Genomic DNA, 18,067 nt, shown 5'->3' with positions numbered 1-18,067 from the left:
CTTTTTAAGATCTGCTCTGTTACTTTTTATAAAAATTAGCTTTCCAAGTCGTTTTATCAATCACTTTATCAAATACCAACAGCATAGCAGGAAGGAAACAAACAACCATAATAAATGCTAGTAATGCTCCTCTTCCAAGCAATAATCCAATCGATCCTACAATCGGATTGCTTGAAGTAAGCCATAAGATAAAACCAACACTAGATAAAATTGAAGCTGAAATTGCAATCGAGAATATTTTCTCATCGATTGTTTTCTTAATTGCCTGAAAAGCAGTCATTTCTTTACGATTCTCTTTATATGCTTCCATCAGTAAAATTGCATAATCGACTGTTGCCGCAAGCTGTACGGTGCTGACAATCAGATATCCTACATAAACCAAAGACGAATTCGTAAAGTAAGGAACTGCTAAGTTAATCCAAACAGCTGATTGAATCGTCAAGAGTAATACCAATGGAATGGAAACCGACTTAAATGTCACCAACAGTACGATTGCAATCGCGATAATCGTAAGTAAATTAACAAGTGTGTTATCTTTTTGGACAACATGCTTCATATCATATAAGGTCACGCTCTCTCCTAGAGAATAAACCTCACCTTCATAATAGGAATCTGCTGCATCCTGAACAGAATCAACTAATGAAAAAGCCTTATCTCCCTCTATGCCTGCATTAGTATGCAAAATGATTCGGCTATAATTTTCCGAATAAAATTGTTCTGTTATTGATTCATCCAAATACTCTGGTGGGATAACAGAGCCGACTGTATTGACATACGCCATAACGCTTGTCACTGGTCCAAAACCTTTTAATTCTTCCACGAGTTCTTCTTCTTTTGCGACGTCACCTTTAGGTACAAGTAACACCAATGGCGTATATTTTCCAAAAGTTTCTTCGATTTTGATCTTGTCGCTACCTGCCCGCGTTTGTTCTGGATGATCGCCTGCACCATACGTGAAATCCGTGTTGCTCTGCGCCAAAAACGCCGGAACAATCATTAGAAAGACCAGTATTAACACAGGAATTCTTATTTTAATAACATTATTACCAATTTTCTTGAAGTTTGGCAGCAACGGTTTATGTTGCGTTTTATCAATCCATTTATAGAACATAACGGTTAATGCCGGTAGAAACACCATTACGCTAATGAAACTTAAAACAATTCCTTTGACAAGATTTAATCCTAAGTCAGCCCCAATTTCAAAATTCATAAATGTTAGAGCCATAAAACCAAAAAAAGTTGTTGCTGCACTTGCAGCGACCGCAGGAAATGATTTTTTCATTGCAAGTTGCATCCCTTCAACTGGATCCGAAAGCTTTTGTCTATAATCGCCAAAACTATGCAGTAGAAAAATAGCATAGTCAAGTGATACAGCAAGTTGCAAAATTGGAGCAACGGACTGAGTTATAAAAGATACTTCTCCAATAAAAATATTTGTTCCTAAGTTGATCAGGACTGAAACCCCTATAGCTGTTAAGAAAAACACCGGCTCCAGCCATGAGGTTGTCGAAACAATTAAGATCAAAATTATAATAGGTATTAATAACGCTGCGGCATACATCGATTCTGATCCAGCCATTTTTTGTGATACAGCAGTATCAAGTGCCGCTCCAGCCATTGCATTTTCTTCACCAATTAGTTCATAGATCTTATCAGTTATTGCTACTTCATCACCATCACGAATACTGAAGGATATGATTGCTTTGTCATCTTTGTAATACGTTTCAATCGTATCCTTATCAGCCATTTCTAGTGGTGTCTTTATATCAATTGCATCATCTAACCACGTTACATTGTTCACACCATCAATAGCAGCAAGCTCTTCTTTAACCTGAAGTGCTTCCTGCACGGTAACGTCGTTGATCATAACCCTTGTATTTGGGACAGATCCATCAAATTCCTCTTCCATGACATCCATTGCTGTTGTTGATTGCGCATCATCTGGTAAATAATCCACCATATTATAATTAACCGATACCGAAAACTGCACAATAGCGCTAATGATGGCTATAACCATAAAAGTAATGACAACGACTTTTTTATGTTTTAATATTCGTGCTGCTATGTCGATCGAAACCATCTCCTTCTTGCATTCATTTCTTCATACAATTATAATGACACGGTGTTGGATTATCAACAAACAGTTTAATATCATATGTTTTTTTCACAACACATATTCATTTTTTGTTGGTTATGTAGGAAGAAAGGAATGTTTTCGATTGAATTCTAAATTAGATAGACGAAAAAAATATACCCGAATGGTTTTAAAGGAAAGCTTGATGAAGTTATTAAAGGCTAAATCTATTTCAACTGTTACAGTAAAAGAAATATGTGCACTAGCAGATATTAACCGGTCAACATTCTACTCACATTTCTCAGATCAATTTGACCTTCTTAATCAAATTGAGGAAGAAATTATTGAAGATATGAATGAAACACTTATGGCATTTCATTATAATCAAGATGAAGAATCCCTACAAATGACAGAAAGAATCGTTGAGTATGTAGCAGAGAAGAGTGATGTTTGCACAACCCTTTTTAGCGAACATGGTGATTCTAGTTTTAAAAAGCGCGTGATGATGGTGGCAAGTGAGCATACAGTAAAAAATTGGCTATCTATCTATCCAATTGATCCCGAAATATCTGAGTATGTCAGTATATTTGCTATTAGTGGTAGTATTAATGTATTAGAGGATTGGTTAAAAAACGGAATGGACAAAACACCAAAAGAAATAGCCGAAATTATTAATAACCTTACAAATAAGGGCCTTTCTTATTTACAAGGTTAAAACACTCCGACTTTCTTTTTAATTTGAATTAATAAAATCAAGAAAACATTATATTTTATAATTTATTTTCCATAATGATAGGCAATTAGTTCAAGAGAAGAAAATAAAAAGAATAGAATGTTTTTTTAGGTGATACCTACAGGGGGATATTAATAGATTTGAAGTGCTTACCTGAAAAACATGTTGCTGATTTGTTGATTTTAATTGGGTAATCGTTACTAAATGAAGAGAGTACTTGCAGAGGGTTAATATCTGCAAGTCTTTTTTGTTGGTGCGTACCGGTTTCCATGTTACTGTAGACTTCTTATATCTCTCACAGAATTGCGATACTTGATTTCATACGGAACAATAATACGCTTGGCAGGTTCATTTTTGTCTTTAGCTTTTTCGATTAGACATTTAGCAGCCTGAGCACCAAGTGTATAAATATTAATGTCTACTGTGGTTAGTGGCGGCCTGGTTATTTCAGATAAATATAAGTTATTAAAACTTGCTATTGAAACATCTTCAGGACAATCTAGCCCTAACTCCTCAATCATATTAAGAACCCCAAGACTTATAATATCATCAGCAATCACCATAGCTGTCGGAGGCATTTCTAAGGAGAATAACCGTTCAACTGCTTTTCGCCCTCCAGATTTTAAGAATTCTGCATGTACAATGTAATCTTGATTGTTAGGTAAGTTAGCGTTTTTTATTGCAGCTTGGTAACCAGTGAGTCTATCAACTGTAACTACTAAATCCGTTGATCCACCAATAAAGGCAATATGTTGATGTCCGAGATCTATTAAATGATTCGTGATATCTTTACTTGCACTAATATTGTTATTATCTACATATGTGACTCGACTTTCATATTCGTAAGGTTTACCCACAACAACAAATGGAAAATTTGAATCGACAAGAAAATCAAGGACTGAATCAGATACTTTTGAATATAAGAGAATTATTCCATCCACACGATTACCATAAACCATTCGCTGTACCTCTTCATAAATCTGTTCCTCATTTCCTCCCGTTGAAATATATAGAGAATAATCAGTTTCGTGTGCAGAAGTACCGATTCCTCGTAAAATTTCTGGGAAAAATGGGTTTTGTAATGCTTTATCAGCAGAGGAGGGCATGATAACACCTATTGCTTGAGATGAACGAACTGCTAAATTTCGTGCGTTTACATTAGGGTGATATCCTAATTCCTTCATTGCTTTTTTTACCCGCTTCTTAGTGTCTAAGCTAATACGGGGACTATCCGAAATTACTCTTGACACAGTGGAAGCGGCAACATTTGCCTTTTTTGCCACATCTTTAATTGTTACTGCCATGCTTTTCACCCTCTAAAACAATTAGTAAGTTATATATAGTAAGTATTAATAACTAGTTCTATGTTCAGTATATATGAAGATACTAGCTTTGAAAACTAGTAACAAATAAATGAATCCAAGCAATTACTTGGATTCATTTAATGTATATTAACCTTTTGTAGCACCAGCAGTTAGGCCTCCGATTAAGTAACGTTGTAATAATAGGAAGACTAATGCAATTGGCACAGCGATTAAGATAGCTCCAGCTGAGAAGCGTGTAAAGTTTGTAGAAAATTGATCGTTAATAAAATTGTATAAACCAAGTGCGAGTGTATACTTTTCAGGACTTGTTAGCACAATTCGTGGTAATAAGAAGTCCATAAAAGGTGCCATGAAATTAAATAACGCAACTACTGCTAAAATAGGTTTAGCTAATGGTAGCATAATTGTCCAAAAAATTCGTAAATGACCTGCCCCATCAATTTTCGCAGCTTCATCTAATTCTCTTGGTATCGTATCAAAGTAACCTTTAACAAGCCAAGCGTTAAATGGAATTTGACCGCCTAAATAGATAATTGTTAAACCAACAAGAGAATCAGTTAGGCCGATCGTAGTTAACATGATGTATAACGCAACCATTCCCATTAAAGCGGGGAACATTTGTAATAGTAAAAACATATAGAGCCCATATTTTTTACCGATAAATTTATATCTAGAGAAAGCATACGCAACGAAAGAAGTTAGGATAACAGATCCTATGGAATTTGCAACGGCAACGCCTAGGCTGTTCTTGTACCAAGTAACATAATCACTGTTCTCATTTGTAAATAGCCACTTGTAATGTTCAAATGTAGGGTTATCTGGAATTAATTGTGTAACAAGCATATTTGAACCTGGGTTTATACTCATCATAACAGTCCATAACAATGGATAACCAATGATAATAAACATAAAAACAAAGAACACATAAATGAACGCTACTTCTATTTTTGATTTCTTTTTTCTATTCATAGCCATTAGTAACGTCCCTCCTCTTTAAATGATGCGGTTTTTCTGAATTGATAGAAGGCAAATCCCATTACTATTATACCCATTATAATTGTAATTGCAGCTGCCATATTATAATTATTTGTCTCAAAGGTCAGCTTGTACACCCATGATATCAGTATATCTGTTCCACCGGCATTTTGCCCTCGTACTGCTGGTAATCCTTCATTAAATAGATAAATAATATTAAAGTTATTAAAATTTTGTGCATATTGCATGATTAATAATGGTGCTGTAGCAAATAGAATGTGTGGCAAGGTAATGAATTGAAATTTTTGCCACCTTGTACTACCATCTATCTCAGCAGCTTCATACATATCAGCTGGTACACTTTGTAGTACCCCTGTAAATAATGCAAATACAAATGGGAAGCCCAACCATGTTTGTATCATAATCAAGGCGATTTTAGCCCAAAACGGATCAGATAACCATGGAATCATTAGATTAAATTGACTTAATATATCTCGATTAATTGCGCCGAAAGTAGGGTTAAAAAGTGCTGAAAATATTAAAATTGATACAAATGCTGGTACAGCCCAAGGTAAGATAAAGACAGTACGAATTGTTCGTTTAAATTTAATACGTTTATCATTAACAAGTAGTGCCAAGAATAATCCAAGCACAATTTGCAATGTAGTCGCTACAACTGTCCAAATAATAGTCCAAGTAAATACATTTACAAATGTATCTTGCCAAATATCAATGTTAACCAAGTTTACAAAGTTATCAAACCCAACCCAATCAAGAAGCTTTCTAGGCGGGGCATTATATTGATTGTAGTTTGTAAACGCAAGTGCAACCATAAACATAAGTGGTAATACAACAATAAACAATAACATTCCTAAACCAGGCAAAACCATAAAATATGGAAAGCCATTGTTATAAAAATCTCTTATACCTTGAAGTAAAGTTGGATTTGGTTTACCGTTTTCTATTGCAATTGCATCTTTACGTGCATCCATTAGGTTGTAGGCGTATATTGCAATCGCAAATGCTAGAACAATCAGTGAGATAAATCCTTGAATAAGTAATTGGATGGAGTGGTGTTCTCTTGGAACTGTTCCAAGTGTGAAAAGCCCCCAAATTCCTATGTCAATGTAATCCCAAGTTGCTATTAAAAAGGCAGAGGAAATAAGAAGTAGTAGAACCCCTTTCATAATTCGACGGTTATAAAATTGTCCTATACCAGGGATTATAGACAATATTGTTGCGATATTTCTGCGCTGTGATAAATCAAATTTCTTTTTCTGCGAAGCCACAATTAGTTCCCTCCTTTAATAGAAACACTAAATGGGAAGCGTTAACTTCCCATATAGTGAAGATTAATCTATTCTGTTGCTCCAGATGCTTCAATGTTGTCTTTAATTATTTGTACAGCTTCATTAAGTACTTCTTCAACAGGTTCGCCTTTAGAAATAAATGATAAAGCATTGTTAATTGGATCCCAAACTTGTTGCATTGCTGGTACACCAGGCATTGGTTCACCATAAGTTGCTTGTTCTGCAAATGCTGAGTAAATAGGGTCATCTGCAATAGCAGGATTATCAATTGAGTCAACACGCGCAGGCATTTCACCAGCTACATCATAGTAAAGCATTGCATTTTCTGAATTTGTAACAAATGACATGAAGTCTTGTGCCCACTCTTTATTTTCTGAGTAGTAAGAAAGTAAGTAAGCTTTAACACCTACGAAAGATTTTGGATTTTCACCGTTATCAAGTAATGGTAATGGAGCAGCTTTTAAGTCATCTCCAAGCGCTTCTGAATATTCTCTTACCATCCAAGGACCATTGATTACAGTTGCAACTTTTCCTTCTTTGAATAATCCATTCATGATATCAGGAGTTAAGTCTTGTGGCATGTATCCTTTATCGAACCATGATTGAATTAACTTTCCGCCTTCAACTGCGCCTTCGTTATTCAAACCAATGTCACTAATGTCATAATTACCGTTCTCGTTAGCAAATACGTAAGCACCGTTACCAGAGAAGAATGGATATGTGAAATAGAAGTTAGCAGCTTCCATTAAGAATCCATACTCATCGTTGGCAGCGTTTGTTTGCTCTTCTGCAATTGTCATTATTTCTTCCATTGTTTCTGGTGTACCATCTACTAAACTACTATTATAAAATAATGCATAAGTTTCTGTTACTGCAGGGTATCCCCAAACATCGCCATCATTTGTTACAGCGTTTACTGCAGATTCTGCATATTCGCTAGTTTTATCTCCAAGGTCAACCGGATCAATAAGTCCTTTAAGAACTAAATCTCCTATTCTATCATGTGGTTGGAAAATGACATCGGGACCATTACCAGCAGGACCCTCTACGCCTAATTTCTCAACTTGGTCTAACATATTGATAGGAATTGCTTCGATTTCAATTCCAGTCTCTTCAGTATATTTTTCTGCAATTTGACCAACAGCTTCTTCTTGTTTTTCCTCTGCATTAATCCAGATTGTAAGTTTCTCTGGTTTTTCAGGCATTGAAGACTCTTCAGAAGCTTCATCGTTTGTTGTACCTTCGTTTTCTGTTGTACCTTCGTTGTTTGTATCATTGCTTGAAGCATTTTCATCTGCGTCATCAGGACCACAAGCAGTTAACAAACCGACAATAAATATTATTCCTACAAAAGACAAAAACCATTTCTTCATAACTAATTAACCTCCAATATATTTTTAGTAGATTAAGATGAGTTTTGTGAAAACGCTTGCGCACATCTTGTTTACAATTATAGCGAGTGATTTATTTTTTTGCAACCATAAATTTAAAAAAATTATTTAATAAATTACTCTTACAAATTAATAACAAAAACGCTTACATATTATGTTTATGTTTTGTATAATAATAGTAAGTTATCTATTAATAGTTTAAAGTGTAATTATAGATAAACAAAAAAATTGCGCAAACGTTTGTAATTAAAAGGAGGAAAATACTATATGCTAAAACAAGCAATCTATCATCGAGCGTTAAATCAATTCGCTTATGCATATGATGATAAGAATTTACACATTATGCTACAAACAAAAAAAGATGATATGGAGCAAGTGTCTCTTATTTACGGTGATCCATATGATTTTAAAGACGAAGAATGGCAGTATCAAACGCTAAAAATGGAGAAAACAGGGTCTACGAATTTGTTTGATTTTTGGAAGGTTTCAGTAAAGCCAACATACTATCGACTAAGATATGCTTTTCATTGTGAAGGAGTAGATGGAGAAACATTAATATATACAGAACGTGGTTTTTATCAAGAGCCGCCAGAAGATATTGGTTGTTATTTCTGTTTCCCATACTTGCATAAAGTGGATACATTCACAGCGCCTGAATGGGTAAAAGACACCGTTTGGTATCAAATTTTTCCTGAAAGATTCGGTAATGGAGATCCAACTCTAACACCTGATGAAGGTTTGGAATGGGGGAGCGCTAAACCAACGCCAACAAACTTTTTTGGTGGTGATTTCCAGGGAGTAATTGATCATTTAGATCATTTAGAAGAAATTGGTATTACAGGGATCTACTTTTGCCCCATTTTCAAAGCACATTCGAATCATAAATATGACACCATTGATTATATGGAAATTGATCCGCAGTTTGGAGATAAAGAAACGTTTCGTAAGTTGGTAAAGGAATGTCATCAACGTGGTATTCGAGTGATGTTAGATGCGGTATTTAATCATAGCGGCTACTATTTTGAATCATTCCAGGACGTTTTAAAAAATGGAGAGTCCTCTCGTTATAAAGATTGGTTTCATATCTGGGATTTCCCATTGCAAACAAAACCTAACCCGAATTATGACACCTTTGGCTTTGTTGCCAATATGCCTAAATTAGATACAGCAAATCCCGCTGTAAAAGAACATTTGTTTGATGTTGCTCGATATTGGATAGAAGAATTTGATATCGATGGTTGGCGATTAGATGTAGCAAATGAAATTGACAGTGCTTTTTGGAGAGAATTTCGTCAGGTGGTAAAAGAAGCGAAATCTGATGCTTATATCTTAGGCGAAATTTGGCATGATTCGATGCCTTGGTTGCAAGGAGACCAATTTGATGCGGTAATGAACTATCCATTTACTAATGGAGCTATAGACTTTTTTGGAAAACAATCTATGAAGTCAATAGAGTTTGCTGATAGCATTACCAATGTTTTACACATGTATCCCCAGAATGTAAATGAAGTTTCTTTTAACCTGTTAGATAGTCATGATACAGCGAGAATTTTGACACTAGCCAAAGGGGTAAAAGAACGTGTTCGATTACTTTATTTATTTCAATTATCATTTATAGGTACACCGTGTATTTATTATGGGGATGAAATTGGAATGGCCGGCGGAAATGACCCTGGGTGTCGTGCTTGTATGGAATGGGATGAAAATAAACAAGATCGCGACTTATTCAATTTTGTTAAAAAATTAATACAGATGCGAAAAGACATTCCTGCTTTTGGTAACCGAGGGGCTTTTCGTTTTCTACAAGTAGACGAAGAGAAGGATATAGTTGTATATGAGAAAAAGTTAAACCAAGAACAATTAGTTTTTGTTCTAAATAATTGTGATCAGGCTCAAGCAATTGATGTAGACGCATTACAGAAGAAGAAAAGTATAGAATTATTTGAAGAAAAAAGTATTTCATTCTCTGATAATGCTGTTGTAGAGCTCCCTGCTTATGGTTTTAAATGCTTTTCTATAAAGTGAATCTTCAATCAGTGGGGGTTTTTGCTCTTCCCCCACTGATTGTTAGCTGAACCATTCGGGGTGTTAGCGTCCGTTTACTCCCACTTAAACAATTTTGATTTTTCTCGATGTTTTGAAGTGGGAGTTTTACGGACGATTACACCGGGATAAAAGAATTAAGATGATTAAGGAGGAAGGACAGTAGACTGTTCTTCCTTTTTCGTTTCTGATTCAACCATGCTGCACAAGGTAAGTTCAATTCACTCTAATAATTATTATAAAGTTGTTTATATTAAGTATAATTCTATGGTGTCTTCCTAGGTCTAATCATCGACAAAATCCGGGAAGTGACAGGCACCAAATACAAGGAGTGAACGAGATGGATTTACAAAGCGGCAAGTTTTACTGGCCTTCAACTTTTCCTGATGCACCTAGCTATCCTATGATTGAACAAGATATAGCATGTGATGTTTTAATTATTGGTGGTGGAAGTTCGGGTGCTCAATGTGCTCATTACCTAAGCGATACTGATCTAAAAGTAGTTGTTGTAGATAAACGTAAAATTGGCTTAGGGAGTACATGCGCGAATACCGCACTTATACAATACCTTGGTGATAAGATGTTATTTGAATTAGTCAATTCGTTTGGAGAGAAGGCAGCTATTCAGCATATGAAACTATGTGAAGAAGCTGTAAATGATATTGAAAAACAATGTGTTTCTATGGAAATGGACCCTGAATTTATTCGGAGAGATACACTATATTATGCTAGCGATAAAGCAGGTGTTGAAAAGCTAAATAAAGAGTATTACTATTTGGATAAACATGGGTTCAAGGCTGATTTACTTACAGAAAAGCAAATCAACCAACAATATCCTTTTCAAAAAGAATCAGCTCTTTATACATATGATGATGGTGAACTTAATCCTTTCAAATACAATCATGGATTGTTAAAAGAGGCTCATAAAAAAGGGGTTTCTATTTATGAGCAGACAAATATAACTGGAAAGAAGTTAGAGAAGGAAAAAGCAACGTTTTTTACAGATAAAGGTCACTCAATTCAAGCCCGTCATGTCATTATTGCGGCTGGATATGAAGGGTTAGAATTTAAAAAAGAAGAAAATGCTTTAATGACTAGCTCCTATGCAGTAGTGACTAATCCTGTCACAGAATTTACAGATTGGCATAAGCGTACCTTAATTTGGGAAACCGCAAGACCATACATTTATATGCGGACAACTAAAGACAATCGTATTATAATTGGTGGGTTAGATGATAATACGACTTATCCAGATGATCGTGATTCTAAGATTATGCATAAGAAATACAAGCTAATTGAGGAATTTAATAAGCTTTTCCCCAATATACAGGTAAATCCTGAATACTATTTAGGAGCTTTTTATGGAGGTACTCATGATGGATTGCCGATGATTGGAGAATACGAAGAATTCCCAAACTGCTTTTTCTTATTTGCCTATGGAGATAATGGATTAGTCTACAGCGGAGTACTTGCAAAAATAATACAAGATATTATTACAAAAGGCTCTCATCCTGCGATGAGTTTGTATCAAAAACAGCGCGTTTAAATTAGCTTAATTATAAATCAATCCATTAGGATTAGACTCTTCTAGGACACACTTGTCCATATGAATGAAGGGTCTGTTCCTAATTTTTACTTTTTAATACCATTTACTAATATAGTTTTTTTCTCTCACTTATAGTAACTACAGTTTAGTTTGTCTATCATATAGTTATAGAAATCTCTTAGATATAGATACCCTTTCAAAATCAATAAGATAATGTATCAGTCCATACTTATCATCACACGATACCTTTATTTATTTGAAATCGATAACTATTTGTAGCAAAAGTTAAAGAATAAATAGTAAAATATAATACATAAGATGCTAGAATAAGAATTAACAACTAAAATAACACATGAAATATAATGATAGGGGCGGAGAAGATTTGAATAAAGAAAATAATAATTATAGAGATGATCGCTTTGCGATTGCTAATAAAGAAGCGCTTATAGGTATTGGATTAGTCCTATTCAATTTTATTTGGTGGATTTCTTTTGCATATGGACTTGGAGGCAACGATGTTTCTACCTATACCTATATACTTGGGTTACCTGCATGGTTCTTTTACAGCTGTGTACTGAGTGTTATCATGATGCCTTTACTGGTGTGGATCGCCGTAAAATTATTTTTTGTGGATGTAGCTTTAGATGATGAGGAGTTTGAAGAGGAATGAATTTTGAAGCAACGATTTGGTTATTTGGAACGGTTTTACTTATATTTATTATTGGGTTAACGGCGAGTCGAACGAAGATAACAAATAATTCCTTCATGGAAGATTATTATTTAGGAGGTCGAAGTCTCGGAGGTTTCGTGCTTGCGATGACAATGACGGCTACATACGGAAGTGCTAGTAGTTTTATTGGTGGACCAGGTGTTGCTTATAACCAAGGGTTAGGTTGGGTGTTATTGGCTGTATCACAGGTGGCAACAGGCTATTTTACCCTTATGGTTTTAGGGAAGAAATTTGCAATCGTAACGAAAAAAAATAAGGCAATAACGATGGTCGACTTTTTAAAGGAACGCTATCAGTCAAAATGGGTAGTCTTATTATCTTCATTTAGTATTGTTGTATTTCTGTTTTCTGCAATGGCTGCACAGTGGATTGGTGGTGGCCGACTTATTGAGTCACTAACAGGATTATCTTATCGTTCTGCACTATTTATTTTTGTTATTACCGTTTTAATCTATGTTACAGTTGGTGGATTCCGGGCCGTTACTTTAACCGATTCAATCCAAGGTAGCATTATGTTTGTGGGTACGTTAATATTGTTAATCGCGATCATCATCTCTGGTGGTGGAGTATCTAACATCATTACCGAGCTTCAAGCAGAAAACCCTAATCTAATTACTCCTTTTGGTGCAGAGGGAACGCTGACACCTAGCTATGTATCATCTTTTTGGGTATTGGTTGGGGTTGGTGTGGTAGCATTGCCGCAAATTGCTGTACGTGCGATGTCATATAAAAGTTCAAAATCGTTTCATCGTGCTTTAATTATTGGAACAATTGTTGTTGGTGTGATTATGCTCTGTATGCATTTAATCGGAGTTTTTTCCAGAGTAATTATTCCGGGGGTCGAAGTAGGCGACAGGGTCATGCCACTTGTGGCTTTAGAGGTATTACCACCTTGGTTAGCAGGGGTCGTACTAGCTGCACCATTAGCAGCAATTATGTCAACTGTAGATTCGTTGTTATTATTAGTTAGTTCTACGATTGTAAAGGATATCTACATAAATTATATAAATCCTGATGCTACTCGTAAAAAGATTCAATTGATTAGTATGGGTATTACAGGGTTGTTAGGTGTTATTGTTTTCCTCATGGCGGTGAACCCACCTGACTTAATTATATGGTTAAATTTATTTGCTATTGGTGGATTAGAATCAGCATTTCTATGGTCGATCGTGATGGGGCTTTATTGGAAGAAGGGCAATAAATACGGTGCAATTGCTTCGATGATAGTCGGCATTTCTTCTTATATTTTGTTCCAGTCGTTCTATCCGCAGCCTTTAGGAATGCATGCTGTTGTCACATCTATTATCCTTTCCCTTATTGCTTACGTAACCTTTAGCTTGTGGAAGAAAGACCCTGCTCTTAGATCTGAAGGAAGTCTAAGAGTTTAAAAAAGGGACAAACTCTGTAGCCTCAATTCATATTAGCTTTGTATTAATTAAGGTGCACTTCCCGATTCATGTCAATAACGACAGAATACGAGGAAGGCACCTTATATATTTTCTTAAATAAGGCTACCTATCTACTACTTTTTCTACGCATTTAAAAATAAAGTAACCAAAGAGAATGCCAACAAAATTTAAAATCCAATCATCAATATCCACCGTACGAGAAACATATCCGATTTCATGAAAGATGAATTGTCCCACCTCCATAACAACTGGAACAGCTGTAGCAAACATCATTGCTCGCTTAACTTTGATCCTCTTGTAGCCAAACCACAAACCTATTGGCACAGTAACAACCACATTTCCTAATAAATTAATCACAATTACTCTTAAAGGAATAAAGCCTTCTATTAATTGGTTAACGTACAATGAAATAGTCTGGAAAGGGATATAATTATAGGATTGTTTGACTAACACTTCACTAGGATCTAACCACACCAAAAAGATTAGATCTACTGTATATAAGAGCATCATTATGTTTACAAGCTCTTTTTTTACTGGCTGAAATGATCTTGTAAAAAATTTAATGATTATGTATAGCAATGTGACCGGTAACCCTACTATAATACTAACTTCTAAAACAGTTCCTAGCATAACTTCTCCCTCTCTCCATATCCGTTTTGTAACCTATTCTCTTTAATATGGTAGCACACAAACTGGTACATGTTTACAATTTTAGTTATCATCTTTTCTCCACCTGAATATATATTTGTTAGAAGGAGGGATGACACAATGGCAACTAAAGCACACGTTATTAGTATTATTAATTGGAAGGGTGGAGTGGGGAAAACCACATTCACCCATCATATTGCAACAGGATTACAGCATTTGGATTCAGCTGTACTAGATAAGTACTTAAATAGACAGACACCACCAAAAGTATTATTAATTGATATGGATGCACAATGTAATCTGTCTGTTTCTTGTTTACATGAGAATAATTTTGAAAAATTTATCAGTGAAGTAGAGGAGCATAATAAAGGAATTAAAATTTTGTTTAAAGAATTTCTTCATAAAGGAGAATTAGCAGAAATAAACCCGGAAGATTACATACTAAAAAACGCTGTTAGAAAAAATAATCAAAAATTATATGAAAATATCGATCTTATCCCATCTCACCCTGATCTAATTTATACAGATATGGAAATTGCAGCTTACACAAAAACTGATTTTAATACGCACCTAGTGGGATCAGATATGTACAAGTTTCGAATTCTTAATAATATAATTGGTCATTACCGTAACCACTATGACTTTATTTTCATTGATTGTCCTCCAAATTTAAATTTTATAAGTCAAAACGCACTCTACACTAGTGATTATTATTTAATCCCTACTATATTAGACACATTGTCCTCCTATGGAATACAATCAATCAGAAAAAAAGTGAATGAACTTAACAGCACATTTAAATCTAGAGATAAGCATTATACAGAAACAAAGCTACTCGGGATTATACCAAATAACATAACGGAAAACAAAAAAAAGCCAATAAATACGCAAATGACCGTTCTAGGTACATTAAATAGGGCTTTTCCTAAACTTGTATTTGGCGAATATCTCACACGTGGCGACGGAATTCCTCAGGCTTCTGCTCATGCATATCCTGTTTTTGCTTTTGAAAAGTCCAATTCTAATGCCCGCAAGCAAAGCGAGCACATTCGCAAAATAATAGTTGAATTATTAGAAAGAATGAAAGGTGCTAATTGATAATGAAAGTACAAAAAGTAATTGAACAGTTAGAAAAAACACTAGACATTTTAAGGTGCTATGAGCATTGGAAGTTCGAGGATATGCTTGATGATATTAAAGAGAAGGTGTCCAATGAGAAAAAAATACCGCTTAAAGAAGCAAGAAAAACCTCACTAGATAAAAAACTCGATGTACCGATTAATGAAATGGAAAAAATGAGTCGAGATGAATTAACTGTATCCCTAAACAAGTATAAAAAAGCTGAGCTTGTTGAGATTGGAAACCAGCTAGAGCTAAAATTAGCCATGAGTAATAACAAACCAATATTAATTGAATCCATTGCTAATCATTTTTCCTATCTTCAGCTTAATGAGAAAATGGCGAACCGGAAAAGACTTGATTAAAAAATACCTAGTACTATCGTTTTGACACTTGTCGACAGTACTAGGTATCTGTTTTTTTAAAAATATAGTTTAAATAATTATTAGTTCAATTGTTAATTTACGTCCTGTTTTTTCTTATAATACAGAGCAAAAACTATTCCCAAAACAATAAAGACAATAGCGATTACACTTACACCATTAACGAAATAAAGCGGAACCTTCATCTAAGCAGGTAAAGTATCCATTGTGACACCAAACCCTTCAGGTGGTCCTAGAATTGTTTTAAACGCAAAATGTGCAAAACGAGAAAGAATTAAAACTCCCAAAGCATAAATGGATATTATATACCCCGCAACATAACCCTTCCGTTTTATGAAATGAACTACTGAACCAGTTCCTGATTGACGTGTTTGTTCTTGCCTTTCTAATGAGTCCTCACTACTTTGGTCCAATGTTTCATCTGTCTTTAAAAGTTCGTCAATGGAAACGTCTAGTACCTTACTAAGTCGTTGCAACCTTTCTAAATCCGGCGTTGATTCCCCAAGTTCCCACTTGGAAACAGATTGTCTTGATACACCCATTTCAGTAGCTAATTTTTCTTGTGATAAGTGCTTTTCTTTTCTTAACCTTTGAATATTCCCTCCAAATGTCATGATCTTTCGCCTCCTCTAACTAAAAGATACTATAACTGCCAGTTGCATGCTACCAATGAACGATGGAAAATGCGCAACTATTAGTTGCAACCATTAAAAATCAAGCTTTTTTAATGCTTTTTCTAACTTGAAAAACCTAATCCCAAACACTCTCCTTGCGCTTAATCATATATCCTCAGTCCATCATAGAAAGAGCTGAACCCGGAGATACAAGGTTCAGCTCATCTTTATTATTTTTTTACATACTGCTAAAAGATTAATATCGCTAACAACGTAGAAACCACCAATCCTATCATAACTGGACCAAAGTTTTTCCGGACTAAATCCATTACTGGAACCCCACAAAATCCAGCTACAGCTACTAGAGAAGACCAAGCAATAATTGTTCCTCCACCCGTCCAGATGGAACCCATTTGACCAATGGCAGCAAGTGTTGTCGGGTCAATACTGCCACCTGCAAGCGCACCAGACAATGCCCCAGTTAAAGGTAAACCAGAAAACCCAGATCCATCTAAACCAGTGATAATACCAATGATCAGAATGCTAAACCCTGCTAATAGTGCACTTTGTGGTAAGAAGCTTTGGCTTGATTTTACTAAATCGAACAGTAATGCCGGTGGTTCTCCGTCACCAATAGATAAAATACTTCCCGCAAAATCAGAGCTTCCTAGAAAGAAGAAGCCGGCAATTGGAATTACAGGACCCATTGCTTTAAATGCGAATACAAAACCCTCAATAATATGCTCACTAATATAATCTAAAGCTCTGTGTTGACCAAAAGCGACAGTTGAGAGAAGTAGGAGAATTACAGCTACTCCACCTATAAACGCAGCACCATCTCCTCCTTCAAATCCGCCCATACGTCCACCGTTTAGTTTCGTTGATATCATAAAAATCATAACGACCAGCATAGATACTGGAACTAGAACAGCAAATATCTTACCCCACATTGGAAGGTACTTACTTTCCGTTTTCTTTGTACTTTCCTTTTGCATTCCTTGCATCGTTGCTAATTCTTGATCAATTTCAGGATCATTTTTCAGCCGAATTGTTTTCCTGTTAAAGAAATAAGCAAGGGCTATTGCTATTCCTCCTGTTATAAACGATAAAATTAGCGCTTGATCTACCAAACTAGCTGTTTCAACACCAGCTGCTTTAGCAGACAACCCTGGCGCAACTTGGATAATGTAGTCCGATGACAGAGCCATACCCTGACCTGCAAGCGCAACAGCCATCGCCGCAACCATAACTGGTAAACCAGAACGCACAGCAGCAGGGACTAATAATGCACATATTAATGGAACCGCTGGTGTAGGCCAGAAAAACAATGAGATAACATAGGTGACAACAATTAAAACAAAAAAGGCAACATGACCATTGACCATGAATTTTTCAATCGGTTTAATCATACGTATATCGGCACCTAAATCCTTTAATGAGTGCAACAAGGCAACCATAAATGTAATGATAAGGAAAATGTTGAATAACTCTTTAGCCGCCACAAGATTTGCATTAAAAATTGCAGTAAAACCGTCAACTATGTTTCCTTGATAAACCCACGCGACCAAAAATGTTCCAAGAATTGTAGGCAGCACAACACCTTTCCGAAAAATCATCGTAATAATTATTAACAATGTGAACAAACCATATATCCAATGGGAAATTGTTAATTCCAATTAGCTTACCTCCTTAATCAGTTAATTGTTAACTGTGCTTTAGCCTATGCATACAGGATTAAGTCGGTGACGCTAGGGGTTGTCTTCTTCT

Annotated in this window: 15 protein-coding genes; 7 read left to right on the top strand and 8 right to left on the bottom strand. The window is 35.4% G+C overall.

Translation table 11 applies throughout. The features are described 5' to 3' along the window. Nucleotides 1-19: 19 nt before the first annotated feature. Nucleotides 20-2,080, bottom strand: coding sequence for an efflux RND transporter permease subunit (locus tag D2K40_RS05440; protein WP_117153740.1), 2,061 nt, complete (start codon nt 2,078-2,080; stop codon nt 20-22). Nucleotides 2,081-2,219: 139 nt separating this feature from the next. On the opposite strand from D2K40_RS05440, the gene D2K40_RS05435 reads away from it, so the two are divergent. Beyond that, nucleotides 2,220-2,789, top strand: a complete 570-nt coding sequence (locus D2K40_RS05435; protein ID WP_117153738.1) for a TetR/AcrR family transcriptional regulator — start codon at nt 2,220-2,222, stop codon at nt 2,787-2,789. Nucleotides 2,790-3,079: 290 nt separating this feature from the next. Here D2K40_RS05435 and D2K40_RS05430 read toward each other — a convergent pair whose 3' ends face one another. The 4 genes from D2K40_RS05430 to D2K40_RS05415 all read right to left on the bottom strand — a co-directional run bounded on the left by D2K40_RS05430 (nt 3,080) and on the right by D2K40_RS05415 (nt 7,790). Next, on the bottom strand, nt 3,080-4,111 hold the full coding sequence (locus D2K40_RS05430) for a LacI family DNA-binding transcriptional regulator (RefSeq protein WP_117153736.1): 1,032 nt from the start codon (nt 4,109-4,111) through the stop codon (nt 3,080-3,082). Between the two features lie 147 nt (nt 4,112-4,258). Then, on the bottom strand, nt 4,259-5,101 hold the full coding sequence (locus tag D2K40_RS05425; protein ID WP_117153808.1) for a sugar ABC transporter permease: 843 nt from the start codon (nt 5,099-5,101) through the stop codon (nt 4,259-4,261). A 5-nt stretch (nt 5,102-5,106) separates the two neighbouring features. Next, entirely contained in the window at nt 5,107-6,396 is a 1,290-nt protein-coding gene (locus tag D2K40_RS05420) for a carbohydrate ABC transporter permease (protein WP_229666632.1), read from the bottom strand. 68 nt (nt 6,397-6,464) lie between these two features. Further along, on the bottom strand, nt 6,465-7,790 hold the full coding sequence (locus tag D2K40_RS05415; protein WP_117153735.1) for an extracellular solute-binding protein: 1,326 nt from the start codon (nt 7,788-7,790) through the stop codon (nt 6,465-6,467). A 285-nt stretch (nt 7,791-8,075) separates the two neighbouring features. Between D2K40_RS05415 and D2K40_RS05410 the strand changes: the two genes are divergently transcribed. From D2K40_RS05410 to panF, 4 genes are all read left to right on the top strand, one after another. Continuing rightward, a complete protein-coding gene (locus D2K40_RS05410) occupies nt 8,076-9,833 on the top strand; it encodes an alpha-glycosidase (RefSeq protein ID WP_117153733.1) in 1,758 nt (585 codons plus the stop codon). Between the two features lie 358 nt (nt 9,834-10,191). Beyond that, a complete protein-coding gene (locus D2K40_RS05405) occupies nt 10,192-11,397 on the top strand; it encodes an NAD(P)/FAD-dependent oxidoreductase (RefSeq protein ID WP_117153731.1) in 1,206 nt (401 codons plus the stop codon). Nucleotides 11,398-11,749: 352 nt separating this feature from the next. After that, nucleotides 11,750-12,067: a YhdT family protein gene (locus D2K40_RS05400; protein ID WP_117153729.1), complete on the top strand. Its 318-nt coding sequence runs from the start codon at nt 11,750-11,752 to the stop codon at nt 12,065-12,067. After that, entirely contained in the window at nt 12,064-13,515 is a 1,452-nt protein-coding gene (gene panF / locus D2K40_RS05395) for a sodium/pantothenate symporter (protein WP_117153728.1), read from the top strand. The genes D2K40_RS05400 and panF overlap by 4 nt, the downstream gene beginning before the upstream one ends. Nucleotides 13,516-13,638: 123 nt before the next feature. On the opposite strand, the gene D2K40_RS05390 is transcribed toward panF, so the two are convergent. Beyond that, nucleotides 13,639-14,166, bottom strand: a complete 528-nt coding sequence (locus D2K40_RS05390) for a VanZ family protein (protein WP_117153726.1) — start codon at nt 14,164-14,166, stop codon at nt 13,639-13,641. A 138-nt stretch (nt 14,167-14,304) separates the two neighbouring features. On the opposite strand from D2K40_RS05390, the gene D2K40_RS05385 reads away from it, so the two are divergent. Then, nucleotides 14,305-15,282, top strand: a complete 978-nt coding sequence (locus D2K40_RS05385) for a ParA family protein (RefSeq protein WP_117153724.1) — start codon at nt 14,305-14,307, stop codon at nt 15,280-15,282. 2 nt (nt 15,283-15,284) lie between these two features. Continuing rightward, nucleotides 15,285-15,668, top strand: coding sequence for a hypothetical protein (locus tag D2K40_RS05380; RefSeq protein ID WP_117153722.1), 384 nt, complete (start codon nt 15,285-15,287; stop codon nt 15,666-15,668). 203 nt (nt 15,669-15,871) lie between these two features. Here D2K40_RS05380 and D2K40_RS05375 read toward each other — a convergent pair whose 3' ends face one another. After that, nucleotides 15,872-16,300 carry a helix-turn-helix domain-containing protein gene (locus D2K40_RS05375; protein WP_117153720.1) on the bottom strand — a complete coding sequence of 143 codons (429 nt, stop codon included), beginning with the start codon at nt 16,298-16,300 and terminating at the stop codon, nt 15,872-15,874. 248 nt (nt 16,301-16,548) lie between these two features. After that, a complete protein-coding gene (locus tag D2K40_RS05370; protein WP_117153718.1) occupies nt 16,549-17,976 on the bottom strand; it encodes a hypothetical protein in 1,428 nt (475 codons plus the stop codon). Nucleotides 17,977-18,067 lie beyond the last annotated feature (91 nt).

The sequence above is a fragment of the Paraliobacillus quinghaiensis genome (assembly GCF_003426025.1).
GTDB classification, from domain to species: Bacteria; Bacillota; Bacilli; order Bacillales; family Amphibacillaceae; genus Paraliobacillus_A; species Paraliobacillus_A quinghaiensis.
The sequence above is the reverse complement of the archived record's forward strand: the minus strand, read 5'-3'. Positions and strand labels throughout refer to the sequence as shown.

Bases quoted from the DNA above. Each gene is read 5' to 3' on its own strand.
- D2K40_RS05385 (WP_117153724.1), top strand. From the start codon at position 14,305: ATGGCAACTAAAGCACACGTTATTAGTATTATTAATTGGAAGGGTGGA.
- D2K40_RS05425 (WP_117153808.1), bottom strand. From the start codon at position 5,101: ATGAATAGAAAAAAGAAATCAAAAATAGAAGTAGCGTTCATTTATGTG.
- D2K40_RS05410 (WP_117153733.1), top strand. From the start codon at position 8,076: ATGCTAAAACAAGCAATCTATCATCGAGCGTTAAATCAATTCGCTTAT.
- D2K40_RS05440 (WP_117153740.1), bottom strand. From the start codon at position 2,080: ATGGTTTCGATCGACATAGCAGCACGAATATTAAAACATAAAAAAGTC.
- D2K40_RS05415 (WP_117153735.1), bottom strand. From the start codon at position 7,790: ATGAAGAAATGGTTTTTGTCTTTTGTAGGAATAATATTTATTGTCGGT.
- D2K40_RS05405 (WP_117153731.1), top strand. From the start codon at position 10,192: ATGGATTTACAAAGCGGCAAGTTTTACTGGCCTTCAACTTTTCCTGAT.
- D2K40_RS05430 (WP_117153736.1), bottom strand. From the start codon at position 4,111: ATGGCAGTAACAATTAAAGATGTGGCAAAAAAGGCAAATGTTGCCGCT.
- D2K40_RS05380 (WP_117153722.1), top strand. From the start codon at position 15,285: ATGAAAGTACAAAAAGTAATTGAACAGTTAGAAAAAACACTAGACATT.
- D2K40_RS05375 (WP_117153720.1), bottom strand. From the start codon at position 16,300: ATGACATTTGGAGGGAATATTCAAAGGTTAAGAAAAGAAAAGCACTTA.
- D2K40_RS05400 (WP_117153729.1), top strand. From the start codon at position 11,750: ATGAAATATAATGATAGGGGCGGAGAAGATTTGAATAAAGAAAATAAT.
- panF (WP_117153728.1), top strand. From the start codon at position 12,064: ATGAATTTTGAAGCAACGATTTGGTTATTTGGAACGGTTTTACTTATA.
- D2K40_RS05390 (WP_117153726.1), bottom strand. From the start codon at position 14,166: ATGCTAGGAACTGTTTTAGAAGTTAGTATTATAGTAGGGTTACCGGTC.